The organism is Natrinema sp. SYSU A 869, assembly GCF_019879105.1.
Classification (GTDB): Archaea; Halobacteriota; Halobacteria; order Halobacteriales; family Natrialbaceae; genus Natrinema.
The window spans coordinates 301,615-314,737 of sequence record NZ_CP082248.1 but is presented as its reverse complement, the minus strand read 5'-3'; the positions used below and the strand labels follow the sequence as shown (position 1 = coordinate 314,737).

Below are 13,123 nucleotides of genomic sequence, written 5' to 3'. Positions count from 1 at the left end.
ACGGCACTACTACTCGGTTCGGCGCTGTGCGGTTTCGCGGGAGAATACGGTCATTGATCAGCGGTCCGTGACGACGAGGAGACTCCAGAGAGCTATGATGAGCAGGAGACAGATCCCGAGCGCCAGAGCCGCCGCACCAAGTAGCCCCGCAGTCTGATGGGCGAGCTTCGTGCTGTCGGTCAGTGAGCCGGACGCGGCATCGATCGTCGCTCCGAGAACGGCCAGGAGGACGGCCACCCCGAACGTGTACAACAGCGCCCGGTACTGATCGAGCAGGATACGGAGCCGACTGCGCTCCCGGCTATCTTCGGTACCCCAGTCGGTATCGTTCACGCTCATCGGTCCTTCCTCCGTACGTCCCCGGAGTGATCGTCCGAGGTCCGCTCACCGCCGTCCGGAGCCGCACGTTCTTCGGGCGGACGGTCGGGTCCGAAGATGGACTCGTCGCCATCAGCACCGTCGAGCGGTTCGCTGTCCCAGTAGGGATGGTCACTATCGCACTCGCGGAAGCAGGCGATCGCGTGATCATCCGAACCCCCGTTCGACGGATCAAGTGACGGACACTCCTCGGTACAGTGCTCGCGGGCTTTCGGGCACCGCGTCTGGAACGGGCAGCCGCTCGGGGGGTCGACGGGATCCGGGATGTCGATGCTCCGCACCGGTAGTTCCCCGCTGCTGTCGTCGGGGTCGATGTCCGCCGTCGACCAGCGAAGGATCTTCGTGTAGGGATGACGCGGGTTCCGGATAATCTCCTCGGCGGGACCGATCTCGACGACGTTTCCGAGGTACATCACGCCGATCCGGCCGTCAACCTTTCCAGCGAGATACCGCGCGTTCTCGAAGTTGTGCGAGATGAACAGATACGACGTATCGAACCGCTGTTGCAGTTCGAGCATCAGATCCATCATCTCGACGCGGAGCGATACGTCCAGCGCGCTCACCGCTTCGTCAGCTAGGATGAGGTCCGGATTCATGAACAGTGCGCGCACGAGCGCAACGCGCTGTTTCTCGCCGCCGGAGAGCTGATGTGGGTAACGGTCGGCGTAATCACGAGCCGGGGAGAGGCCGACGTACTCTAGCATCGCGATGATCCGTTCTCGTCGATCCTTGAAGCTGAGGTTGTCCTGAGCCTGCTTGAGCGGGGTCTCGAGGATCTCCTGAACGCTTCGGTTGGGATTCAGCGAACTCCCCGGGTCCTGGTGGATGATCTGTAGCGCCGAGCGGATCTCGTCGTAGGCGTCGTCGCCGCCGTCGCGGGCGTTCCAGACGTCGACTCCCCGATGCGAAACCCTCCCGTTGGTCGGTCGCTGGACACCGATAGCGGTCTTCCCGAGCGTCGTCTTGCCACAGCCCGATTCGCCGACGAGCGCGACCACGTCGTTCTCGTAGATATCGAGGGTAACGTCGTTGACGGCGTAGACAGTCTCGCTGTCGCCAGTGAGTTTCGACCGAAGCCCCGAGTTCCGTTCAAAGTGGACGTCCACGTCGTCGAGCGAGAGTACCGGATCGTCTGATTGGCGACCTGTCACGGCGTCTGTTTCGACCTGTTCGGAGCTTTCGGTCGGATTGAACGGGATCTCCTCGCGCGCTCGCTCCCAGTGATGACAGGCAGTCTCGTGGTCAGCACCGACGTCGAAGAACGGCGGGTCTTCGGACCGACACTCGTCGGTTGCCAGCGGACACCTAGACGCGTACCGGCAGCCGGTCGCCGTGTCGACCGGATCGGGTGCCCGTCCCTCGATCGGCGTCATCGAGTTCAGTGGCGTTTCGAGGTTCGGAACGGCGTTGAGCAGGTCCCTTGTGTATGGGTGAGCGGGATCGCGGAGGATTTCGTTGGTCGGACCGACCTCCGCCATCTGGAAGGCGTACAGAACGCCGATCCGGTCCGCCAGGCCAGCCACCAGCGGGAGGTCGTGGGTGATGAACACGACGGTGAGATCGTACCGCTCCTGGAGGTTCTCCAGAAGGCCGAGGATCGATCGCTGCATCAGCAGGTCGAGCGCCGCGGTCGGCTCGTCCATCACTAGCACTCGCGGTTTCAACACTAGCGAGAGCGCGATGAGTGCTCGCTGCTGCATTCCGCCGCTCAATTCGTGGGGGTACGCGTCGAGCACCCGATCGGGATCAAGGTGGAGTTCTCGCAGCAGCCGGCGCGTGTGGTCCATCCCCGACTTGAGGTTGTGGTCGTGCGCCTTCAGCGTCTCCGTGAAGTGATCGCGGATCCGCTGGGTCGGATTGAACGAACTCATCGCGCCCTGGAACACCATCGAAATCTCCTTCCAGCGGTACCGCTTCAGCAGGTCACGATCGGCATTCGCGATGTCGACCGGGTCGCCGTCCTGGGGGTGATAGATCACTTCCCCGGAGAGTTGGCCCGGCTCGACGACCGCGTCGAGGAGCGCTGAGGCGAACATCGACTTCCCAGAGCCAGACTCGCCGACGACGCCGAGGATTTCGCTCTGGCGGATATCCATCGAGACGTCGTCGAGGACCCGCGACGTCCCGCGGCCCATATCGAACTCGACCGAGGCGTTTCGAACCTCTAGAATCACGTCTCGGTCGGCCGACGCTGCGTTCGTTTGTTGTACTACTTCGCGTTCGTGTGTTTCGTAGTCGGAACTCATGAGTACACCTTCGTTTGCGGTGAGTGGCTATCTGCCGTAACCATCCGTACGAGCGCGATCATTGTTTGGTCCCCTCGCCTTCGTGGCGGTCGCGAACCCTGACATTGACGACACGGTCGAGCCCCTGAGAAAGCATGATGAGTCCCCACGATAGGAGCACGATCGTCAGGAGTGGCCACAGAACCGTGTAGTACAACTGTGGCGACGTGACCGCGCCAGCGTTGTACGCCTTCTCCAGCATCACGCCCCAGTTGACACCTTCGACCGGAAGCACCCCGAGGAAGTACAGCGCCACGGAGTTGAAGATCACTCCCCGCCCCGACATCACGAAATTGACGAGGATGAGCGGGAGGAGCTGCGGCGTGATGTCCTTGCGCAGGATCGATCCGGTCGAGACGCCCATGATCCGCGAGGCCTCGACGTACGCCTCTTCCCGGATCGTGAGGACCTGGGATCTGAGCGACCGCGCCGTCCCGGCCCACGCGTTGATCGACACGAGGATACCGACGAGGATCGGGCTAGTTGGCTCCCAGATCGCGCCGACGATGATGATCAGCGGGAGCCCGGGAATCATCATCGCCGTGTCAGTCAGCGTCATCAGTATTTCGTCGGCCCGACCGCCCTTGTAGCCCGAGACGATACCGACGAACGCGCCGATCCCGGTAGCGAACACCGCCCCGCCCATCAGCATTAACAGCATGTCCGGCGTCGCGTGAATCAACAGCGCGGCGATGTCCTGTCCGAACTGATCAGTGCCAAGCGGGTTCTCGCCGAAGTAGGACGGTCTGTCCCACTTATTTCCGTCCTGATACGTCGGTGGTTCGACGAGCCAGACGCCGACCGTTCCGGCAAAGACGAATCCGAGCAGGATCAGGAATCCGGCCTTGAACCGCCAGTCGGACCACGCCAGCAGGAACGTTTCCCAGTGCTCGCGAAGGTCCTTGGCGATCCGGTCGCGTCGGGTGACGTCCTCGACGGAGACGCTCTCAAGCGGGATCTCTGCCGCGTTGATATCGCCGCCGTCGGCCATCGGATTCCTGTCCTCGTCAGTAGGCTTCACTGGAATCACCCCCGGCACCCGCACGCGGATCGATCAGTCCGTAGGTGAGATCAGCAATCGTGACCGCGATGACGACTGCAACCGAGATGATGAGGAACCCGCCCATCATCAACGGATAGTCACGCGCCGTGATCGCGTTGAAGAAGTAGTACCCGACACCCGGGTACTGGAAGATGTCCTCGAGGATGATTGAACCCCCGAAGATGAACCCGATCTGGATGACGAAGCCGGTGTAGATCGGGAGGAGTGCGTTCCGAGCCACGTACTGGTTCGCGATGCGACTCGTGGGGAGCATCCGCAACCGTGCTACACGGATGTAATCCTCCCCGAGTACTCTGATACTGTTGCTCCGCATCGCGAGCGTCTGGACGCCAAAGCCCGTGATGATGACCGAGAGCATCGGCAGGGTCGCGTGTCGTAGCACGTCTACTATGAACGGAAGGTTGAAGCCCGGTGTGACGCCGAGGCTCGTTCTCCCGGAAAGCGGATACATTCCCAGGTTCGTGACGAAGATCGCAATGAGAATGATCGCCGCTACGTAATAGGGGACGGAGTTCATCACGATCGCGACGGTGCTGACGACGGAGTCAAGCCGACTTCCCTCCTTGTAAGCGAGAAGCGCGCCGAGCGAGATCGAAATCGCGAACGTCACAAGCATCGCTGTTCCGAGAACGAACAGCGTCCATGGAATCGCCTCCGCGTAGATCTGGACGACCGGCTCGTTGTAGTACGTCGATTCGCCGAGGTCGCCCTGAAGGACGCTAGTGACGTAGTTCAGGTACTGCACGTAGATCGGTTCGTCTGGCTTGACGCCGACGTACGCCTGCACCATCTGGTCGATCTGCTCGGACGGCATGTTCGGATTTTGCTTGCGAAGCTTCGCTCGCATGTAATCGACGGGGCCGCCGGGCATCAGACGCGTCAGACCGAACGTGATCGTGATGACCAGCACTAGAGTCACGAACGATCGGATTACGCGCTTTACATAGTAGTTCATCCGCGGCGCCCCTCCGTCGTATTTTTCACTCTCATAGTGCTAGCAGTTGTGATAGGCGGAATCACATGACGAAACTGTATATACTTAACGGCTATTGTGTCAATCAAGGTTAATTTCGGAGTTTGAGGCCGCCTCGGCGCTCGAGTCGTCCGCGAAGGCGGACTTCAGCGACCAGATGTCTGCCGAGTAGAGTTCAACGGCTCCGCCGACTGCCTCGAGCGAGACGCCGGTGCTATCGGGCCGAGTGGGGTAGATTCGGCTGCTCACGCAAGTCCGGTCGTTGACGAACACTTCGATGACCGAGGCGTCAACGAGCACGCGCAGGCGAACGATGCCGTCGTCGGACTGGGGTACCTCGTCGATTGACTGCGGATCGGAGTTTGCGGCGTCCGAGAGGCTGGAGTGTTCGCGATTGACGGTCAGACGGTCGCCGTCCGTGTACCGGATCAACGTTCGTTCCTCGCCGCCATCGGAGCACGCGACGACGAGCTCGAACGCGTTAGCACCATCGAGTTCCAGTTCGAGTTGAATCTCCAGTGCGTCACCGGAGACGCCGTCACACGGCGACGGATCGTTCGGTGAGAGCGTCTGGCGGTCGATCGTCTCGCGTTCTCCCCGAAGACGAGTGAGTTCCTCGGCCGGCTGCACCACGAGAGTACCGTCGGACGAGAGCGAGAGCGAACGAGGGACAGACATGGCACCGGACCACCCCGCGTCCCACTGCGCGGACGCACTGCGATCCTCACGAATCCAGCCCCACGAGAGGTACCGACCGTCGCCATCGGGGATCGATTGGGCGGCGTAGTAGTTCCCGTGATCGAGCGTCCCCGAGTCCTTTCGATCGAACGTCTGACTGTCGAACGTTCCGAGGAAGTACGCGACCTTGTCGTAGTTCGAGACCTGCAACAGCTGCAGGTCGCCGAAGTCGAGTAGCTCCGGACACTCCCAGATCGGCCCGTCTTCGTCGCGGTCTCCGACTAGGATTGGACCGACGTACCCCCAATCGAGAAGGTCGTCCGACTGATACAACAGCGCCGTTCCGCCAGCGTCCTCGGTCCCGGAGCCGATGAGGTGATACCAGGTTCCGTCCTCCTTCCAGACATCATGGTCGCGAAACTCGGCGTTCCAGTCGCCGTTCGCGAGGATCAGCGGCCTTTCGGGAGGGTCGGTGATGATCGGATTCTGCGGGGACTTCTGCCAGGTATCGAGGTCGTCGTCGGCTGCGCGAGCGAGACAGGGGAGCTGGTTGTGTCCGTCGCCGCCGGTGTAGACGAACGTTGGGATGTCGTCATCGAGTACCGTACAGCCCGACCAGCACCCGTGCCGGTCCGGCCCCCCTGCGTCGGGCTCTAGCGCGACGGGCCTATCTTCCCAGTGAACGAGGTCGTCGCTCACCGCATGCCCCCAGTGGATCGATCCGTGGTACGGTCCGGCCGGGTTGTACTGGTAGAACAGGTGATACTCACCGTTCCATTTGATTAGCCCGTTCGGATCGTTCATCCAGTTTGCCGGCGGCGTGAAATGGTACGAGGGGCGGTGAGGGTCGTCATCGATCTCTGTCCGGACCTGCGCCAGTTCCGCGCCGCTCCGCGGTCGAGTATACATCGCGGCCTCCCCGCGGGCAATGTGCTTGATCGCCCCGCGAAGAATCGTCCGCAGTGTTGTCAGGTACTCCGACGGTATGCCATCGAACGTGAAGTGTTGGCCGATGCCGACGACGGTTCCCGCCCCGACTTGCCAGCCGATGACGCTGTTCTCTCGAGGGACGTCTGTCTCGCCGACAGCGGCGCTCGCGAGAACCGTTCCACGCTTTGGGATCCGGCGTTCGTAGGCCACTCGGGGTGTCGATTCGCTACGGGACGGTTGCGTGTGAACGCGGTTTCCGTCACATGACCCGAACAGGTCGGCGTCGGCGAACCGTGAACCGATCAGGAACCCCGCCGGGCGCTGACCCCACTTGTGGACTGGTTTGTACGTCTCATCGATGAGATCCGGCGGCTGCGGATCGATCCCCAACTCCTCGACGGTCGTAACTCCGTGTAGACTCAACAGAAGCCCGCCGCCCCCGTCGAGATACGCCATCAGTGCGTCGACCGCACCGGACGGGAACGTCTCCTCCGCGAAGGGAAGATCACGGTGCCACCAGAGCACATCGAACGACGACAGCGATCGTTCCGTTGGCAGGTCCTCGAGTAAAACACGGTCCACGGCCACAATCTCCCGTGCAGCTCGAAGCGCTGCGCGCTGTTCGTCCGTCAGTTCACCCGCGGTCAGAAACCCAAGGCTGGGAGAGTCTTTTGACTTCGGGTCCTCAGCTTGCATATCTATCACACTGCGTTTATACTACAAAAGTATTTTGGCCACCAGTGGAAATACGCGTGAAGGGGCGCCCTAATGCCGGAATTCATGGGCAGAATAACTATATCTGGAGGCTTTAAGTGATTAGCGGGTGCAGCAGCTACTCCACACCGAGGGAGCGGTCGGAATCGAGAGCGACACGCTCACGTAACTGATCGTTGCGAGGCGGAGCGTTCGCTTATTCGTTAGGCATCGGCTGGCCCTGGCGGACGGGCCAGTCTTGCACACTCGGTGTCTTCATGATCGCACTGTCGTTTGCGGGCCAGTTCCAGTTCTCGGTGTTGTAGTACTCAGAGGCGATGTACAGCGTCCACGGTCCCCAGGAAGCGTCCATCCAGTTCCAGAACCATGCTAGCTGCTGGATGTGCGGCCGCTGTTCTTCCCTGCTCTGGCCTCGCGCGGTCGCCTGAAGGCGTTCCCGGATGTTCATCTCTCGAAGCTCCCCGTCAGGCTCACCGATCGGCGGAACCTCGACGATGAACTCGCTGGTACCCTCGCCGTTCCACTCCGAGACGGAGGACACGCCGAGCGGATACGCGGTCACCCACGCCTCGTTGACGAGGTGGTTCTGGAATCCCTCGTACGGAAGCGGTGCGGACTGGCCAACCCACCAGTTAGTGAGATCGTAGTCCCGCTCGGGGACCGTCTGCCCGAAGTACGTGGTGTCCTCGACGATGATCGCTTCGGTCTCGATACCGAAGTCGCTGAGGATCCGCGACGCAGTTTCTGTCCGGTTGCTATGGAATCCGGCGTCCCTGAACGTGAGCGTGAACTGCTCGCCGCCGGGCTTGTACCACATACCGTTCTCCTGGGTGAATCCTTCGTCCCGAAGGAGTTTGGTGGCTCGTTCGGTCCCGCCGTCGAACTGCATGAACTGACCTTTGACGTCTCCAAGCCACTCGTCGATGAGCGGCTGGGACATCCCCGCGGACAGGTTGACGCGCTCCTTGTTCACGTCCGAGAGCGGCAGATTCTGCATCAGTGTGTCGTGGCTCGCTTGCAGCACGTTCGAGAGCGCCCACCGGACCCGCTGGTTGTCGAGGGGCTCTCGACGACAATTGAACGAGATCGACTCGCCGCTGTGGCTGTAGAACCTGACGGACTCATAGTTGTCCGGGATCTGGTCGGCCTGCGCCGAGTTGAATGCCACGTTGTGAAGCGCATCCACCTCGTTGTTGCGCAGCGATCGGAGCTTCTCTTGCGGCCCCTGAAGCGGCAGCGCTTCCATCGTATCGAACGCGATGTCGTTCGCCGTGATGTGGGGGTTCTGATAGTCCTCGTACTTCTCTAGGAGTAGCTGGTTCGCTGTTGACTCCGACGGCATAAACGGCCCGTTCCCGAGCCCTTTCTCACGAGCCTCGTCGAGCGAAACGTTCCACTCGGCGAGTTCTTGGAGGATCGTACTCCGGTCTTCGTCGGAATCGGCGTCTTCCATGCGCTCGAGGTAGTCCCTGAAGACGTCGAACTTGAACGTCCAGTTGGTCGGGGCGTCGCCCATCCCGAACAGCGCGTTCTCGAACAGCTGGGTGTCGATCTTCTCAGCGAGCGTCATCTCGACGCTGTATTCGCCCGTTTGCTCGACATCGTCGAGGAAGTCCCAGACGGCATCGTTGTTCACGTTCCGCCAGCGCATTTGCCCCACAAAGTCCTCGGCCGTGTACGCGTCTCCGTTGAACCACGTATAAGTATCATATAGGTCGAACCGAACGGTCGCCCCGGACTGGACTGTCGATGGGTATTCCCAGCTCTCGACGAGCAGTGGCGCCCACTCTCCCTCATCGGCATGCCACCGCGCGCCTTGCTCAAAGATGATCTTGTTCAAGACGCCGGGGGTCTGCTGTCCGAAGGGGTTGTAGTTGATCTGGTCCGGCTGGTTGGCCATCTCGACCCGGAATCGATCCGAACCCGTCTCGTTCCCATATCCCAAACAGCCAGCGATTGATGCAACACCGGCGCCTGCGATACCTTTCAGCACCCGTCGACGACGAGAGCGCATACGCTCCCTCCCATCACCTGAGTTACCATCTACCATACACCTATGCGATACTTGGTCATACTACTTATAAATTTGGTCTGATGACCAGACGTCTGCGCTCGGTACGCAGATCCGGTCTGCCGGCGCGAACGGGACTGATCAATAATATTCACTACGACTGTGAATCGATGTGATGGTTACCAGACAGTCTCCTTCCTCAGGAGAGTGAACTTCTCACGGTACAGCGTATATCGGTACATACAGCGCCTGAGGCCCGACTCCAATCTTCATCATAATCAAGGTACATTATGTATCGTGTAGAATGGGTGTGTTCACTGTCTCGAGAAAACTCCTCAATACGGCGAGAAAGATCGTTCCGCTGCCGGCCATCAATTACAGGAGTACGAATGTAAAGATAGCAAGTGACTTCCCAACACCGGAGAACAAAAATCACTACGTGCTATCAACGAATCGTGCTATGGAAGGCTCTAGCAGAACGATGTCCCCCTGTTTCATCGAGTGACAACGCTTTTAGCTCTCTTGACCGAAACAGACAGCTATGAGTACATTCGCTGATCGATTCTGGAATCGTGTGCGTGGGTACGAACCAGTATTCTGGCTTTTCTTCGTCGCCGACGTACTGTTCCTCGTGCTCGCACTTGTAGCGTATCCGCTCGTCGAATCGGGGTCGGCTGCCCACGTCTTGATTGTCCTCGATTTGTTCATCTTTGTCGTTCTGTTGATTCTCCTGACGTACCTCTTGTATCAGTGTCGAAAGCGGCGAGCCGAGGAGGAGCAGTTGTGAAACTCCTCTCTAACTCTCCCCGAATGGCGCTAACCAACTGGCTCTCGTTCGACGGGGGGTAGGGAAAGCGGTACCGGAGACCGACCTCTTGACTTTACTGTAACTGTGACATTATTTCTGCTGCGATTCTAAGCGGGGCTTCGGCGACAATCGCGAGAAACGAATTGATCTCTATTTGAATTCCTTCGTACTCAGTTTCAGCAAATTATCCACCTCAACCTTTACACAGATACTATTGTAATGGGCGTATTTCATCAATAGCGGATCTGTTTCACAATGACTTCGTTGTGACTAAGTTCATAGTTCGTGTGAACATCTCGTCAGTGTGAATACGCGATTGGTAATCCAATGAATGACAGGACGGACAATAATTCAGGCCCTCTAGTCTGTCACTCGCCGATCTTCCAACCACCATCTATCTAGTCACTCAAAGACAAGACAACTCCTCCTACGTTTTCACGGCTAATCAGAATTGTGTCGTTTCAAACGCGGTACTCTCGATCTTTTAGGGCTATTTATAGAAGTCGCAACTGCTACTCTCATTCTATACAGACGCAGTACTCGTAACGCCATTCGATTTCAGCAAAGTTTCGCCGAAACAGCTGTTAGAACGATATGCTTTCCAAATGTTTGCGCTGCGGGCCAGCAAAGCTGCCCTTCGGCAAACCTTCAAACGAGTGCGAAGCGCTCTTTTCGACCTCGCGGGATTTCCGGTCCCGCTTAGCTTCGATGAAAGTACACCTCTATGAGTCCGTCGTCGGCCTGTTCGGTCGCGGCTGCAGCGGTGACCCTCTCTACTTACCAAATCAGTCCGATCGATGTCGAAGCAATTGCGTGAAACGACGGTCCGACAGTTGGAGACCACTACTGCTGACGATCCACTCGGTATCGAATAGGTCGAAGACTTCCTCAAAATACACAGTAGAGATGTTCAGCTCAAGCAATCGGTCTTGGTTGAGACGTACAACCGCCAGACGCAGCTCGAACGAACCAACGATGTAGTCACGGACTGCGGCCTACCAATCCTCCGAAGCAGATTATTGAAGAATTGCTCCTTTCCCACGGTATTCGGATCCCGTCTGCTATAGGGTTCCTTACGGGTTCGGTTCTCGTATCGGAAAGGTCCTCTGAGATCGAGCTCGTCACTCGATCAGTGGCCCATTCTGCCTGCAGTTCGTGGCCCCGTAGGTCCGCTGGGCTCTGCTACCTTTCGAGGATCGAACCCAAGTGAGTAGAAGATCCCTCCGAAGCTAACTAGTTCCCTTACTGATTATTTCCGTTCGCCCCCTCGTTCGATCCACCCGAGGGAAGGAAGTGGCCGTCATTGAGCTCGCTGACGACCCGCGTTTCAGTCCCCTTGAGTTGCAGCTTCAGACTCGGTGCCAGCGTTCCACCGAACAATTCCTTCTGCTCTTCGGAGGGCAGATGGCCGACCTCGTCGAGGCCGATCTCGCCCCGGGACGTGTCATCGAGGCCGCGGAAGTTCTCGAAGCTCTCGATCAGGACGTTGTCGCCGTGGGGCATCGCCAGCCACGAGTAGCCCTGGAAGGGCGCCGACTCGGGGTTTGCGAGAACCAGCCCGCTCCCGTTGAGCGGTTTGTACTCGCCGTAGAGCGAATCGCTTACGAACCCGTACAGCGCATCGGGGCCGCTGAGTCCGGGAGCGAACGTAAACTCGTGGCTGAGGACGAATAGATACCACTTCCCGTTATTGAAGACATAATGCGGGCGTTCCAACTGCTGGTTAACCTCGATCGCCTCCAGATTAGGAGGGAGGAGCTCCCATTCGGTGAGTTCGTCGTTGGTTGCTCGCATTACGCCAACATTTCCGTTGTAGCTTTGCGGGTCATCTGGGCCATCGCCTTCCGTGGGCGTGTTCCCCTCGAATACGACGAAATCCTCACCGGTCTCGGGATGCTCGAAGTACCACGGGTCACGGAACGCGTAGACGATGCCCTGCTCCCGGGATTGCTCTAGGGTCTGATAGAGATCCCCGTCGGCTTCGCCGATAATGACGTGCTCCTGATCGCCGGTCAGCTCGACGCCATGCGGACTGGTCCGGAGGGACGCACCCTTGCCGAGTGCGAGTCGCTGGCGGAACTCCGGTTCCGGGCTGGTCGCTGTGTAGAAGTGGTGAATCTGGTCCTCGCTCTGATCGTACATCGCAGAGCCGGCCCACTGGTGGTGCCCGAGTGGGTTCTCGAAGGCCGTCCCGCCCTCCTGCCAGTCGTGACCATTCCGGGAGTAGAAGTAGCGAATCGTCGCCTCGTTGTGCCGAGCGCCCGGCACAAGGTCCTTTGACGCCGTGAGTGAGAAGACGATCTGCCAGCCGTCGATCTTCGCGATCGAGCCGTCGCGGTGTCGAAGTGGCCACGTGTCCCAGATCCAGTAGTCGTCCGATATCACGTCGGAGTTCTCATCGATATCCGGGGCAGTCGTCTCGTCTGTGAGTGCGATGCTGTTTGCGTGTTCACGAGTCCACTCACTCGCTTCACCCGTCTCAAGTGCGACCCCGGTGCCGGTTCCAAACGATAGTCCGAGACCGGCCACACCGAGTGCCCCAGTTGTTTTGAGGATATTACGTCTGCTTCGCTTAGTATTCTCGTCTACCATCGGATCTGAGTATTTACTCCAATAGTACTTAAATATTTCAGTACAGACAATCTGTGTAGTACGAACGACATATAATTAACTCATTCGATGTTCGAGAGATCACAAGAGAACTTTTATAGTTAAAGCAGCTTGAATTACAAGTAGGATATAAAGTTAGCTGGATAATCACCAGAGATCGACTCAATAAATGATATACAGCGGGGTTTAAGGAGCGGAAGCGGACGTCATACTCGGCAGATAGAGTTTAACCTGCTCTCAAGATAGCGTATTTCATGTACAGTTATCCAACTATTAGTAAGAGGAGTGATATGAATCATCATCAGTAGCTTGATGATCAGAGCGGTACCCGATGGTCGACTCTCCGACTGACTCGGTTGACACCGACATATTCTATTGAGATGTTGTCCTCTTCGATCTTCTTCGCCGAATCGCTAATCATGGTAATTGCGCCGTCCATCGAGACACTACTTTGCGGGGTGTCCAGATTGATAACCTATAGTTGAAGTTAGTTACCATTTTATCAAATCTTGTTCAGACCAACTGGTTTTAGCAATCTGTGTAGCTCCGTAACCCTGTGTTGACAGTTGTTGGATCGGCATTTCTGAAGAGATTACTAAGCTGATAGGTGAAATATTTTGTATCCTAGAAGAAGTGTTTAACAGCGCTCGATCTCCATGTTTTCGGATCGAAA

The 13,123-nt window shown here is 58.2% G+C and carries 8 protein-coding genes and 1 pseudogene; 2 read left to right on the top strand and 7 right to left on the bottom strand.

Annotated features, from left to right (window positions below; translation table 11 throughout):
• Nucleotides 1–57: 57 nt before the first annotated feature.
• From K6I40_RS05385 to K6I40_RS05360, 6 genes are all read right to left on the bottom strand, one after another.
• On the bottom strand, nt 58–339 hold the full coding sequence (locus K6I40_RS05385) for a hypothetical protein (RefSeq protein ID WP_222914720.1): 282 nt from the start codon (nt 337–339) through the stop codon (nt 58–60).
• On the bottom strand, nt 336–2,624 hold the full coding sequence (locus K6I40_RS05380) for an ABC transporter ATP-binding protein (RefSeq protein ID WP_255681652.1): 2,289 nt from the start codon (nt 2,622–2,624) through the stop codon (nt 336–338). Before K6I40_RS05380 ends, K6I40_RS05385 begins: the two co-directional genes overlap by 4 nt.
• Nucleotides 2,625–2,682: 58 nt before the next feature.
• Nucleotides 2,683–3,684, bottom strand: a complete 1,002-nt coding sequence (locus K6I40_RS05375) for an ABC transporter permease (RefSeq protein WP_255681651.1) — start codon at nt 3,682–3,684, stop codon at nt 2,683–2,685.
• Complete coding sequence (locus tag K6I40_RS05370; RefSeq protein WP_222914718.1) at nt 3,671–4,681, bottom strand: ABC transporter permease; 1,011 nt, start codon at nt 4,679–4,681, stop codon at nt 3,671–3,673. Before K6I40_RS05370 ends, K6I40_RS05375 begins: the two co-directional genes overlap by 14 nt.
• A gap of 99 nt (nt 4,682–4,780) precedes the next feature.
• The gene (locus tag K6I40_RS05365; protein ID WP_222914716.1) at nt 4,781–7,003 is read right to left on the bottom strand and encodes a glycoside hydrolase family 32 protein; all 2,223 of its coding nucleotides are present in this window, start codon (nt 7,001–7,003) and stop codon (nt 4,781–4,783) included.
• Between the two features lie 214 nt (nt 7,004–7,217).
• On the bottom strand, nt 7,218–8,921 hold the full coding sequence (locus K6I40_RS05360) for an ABC transporter substrate-binding protein (protein WP_222914714.1): 1,704 nt from the start codon (nt 8,919–8,921) through the stop codon (nt 7,218–7,220).
• Between the two features lie 652 nt (nt 8,922–9,573).
• Here K6I40_RS05360 and K6I40_RS05355 point away from each other — a divergent pair.
• Together K6I40_RS05355 and K6I40_RS27985 are read left to right on the top strand one after the other, a co-directional pair.
• Nucleotides 9,574–9,819 (top strand): hypothetical protein, encoded by a 246-nt coding sequence (locus K6I40_RS05355; RefSeq protein WP_222914711.1) that lies wholly within the window; start codon nt 9,574–9,576, stop codon nt 9,817–9,819.
• 872 nt (nt 9,820–10,691) lie between these two features.
• Nucleotides 10,692–10,856: pseudogene (locus K6I40_RS27985) on the top strand (IS5/IS1182 family transposase); the annotation flags it as partial.
• Nucleotides 10,857–11,082: 226 nt separating this feature from the next.
• Here the strand turns inward: K6I40_RS27985 and K6I40_RS05350 are convergent.
• Entirely contained in the window at nt 11,083–12,432 is a 1,350-nt protein-coding gene (locus tag K6I40_RS05350; RefSeq protein WP_222914709.1) for a glycoside hydrolase family 68 protein, read from the bottom strand.
• Between the last annotated feature and the right edge of the window lie 691 nt (nt 12,433–13,123).

Excerpts from the sequence above, each read along its gene's own strand:
- K6I40_RS05380 (WP_255681652.1), bottom strand. The coding sequence starts at position 2,624 with ATGAGTTCCGACTACGAAACACACGAACGCGAAGTAGTACAACAAACG.
- K6I40_RS05365 (WP_222914716.1), bottom strand. The coding sequence starts at position 7,003 with ATGCAAGCTGAGGACCCGAAGTCAAAAGACTCTCCCAGCCTTGGGTTT.
- K6I40_RS05370 (WP_222914718.1), bottom strand. The coding sequence starts at position 4,681 with ATGAACTACTATGTAAAGCGCGTAATCCGATCGTTCGTGACTCTAGTG.
- K6I40_RS05355 (WP_222914711.1), top strand. The coding sequence starts at position 9,574 with ATGAGTACATTCGCTGATCGATTCTGGAATCGTGTGCGTGGGTACGAA.
- K6I40_RS05350 (WP_222914709.1), bottom strand. The coding sequence starts at position 12,432 with ATGGTAGACGAGAATACTAAGCGAAGCAGACGTAATATCCTCAAAACA.
- K6I40_RS05385 (WP_222914720.1), bottom strand. The coding sequence starts at position 339 with ATGAGCGTGAACGATACCGACTGGGGTACCGAAGATAGCCGGGAGCGC.
- K6I40_RS05360 (WP_222914714.1), bottom strand. The coding sequence starts at position 8,921 with ATGGCCAACCAGCCGGACCAGATCAACTACAACCCCTTCGGACAGCAG.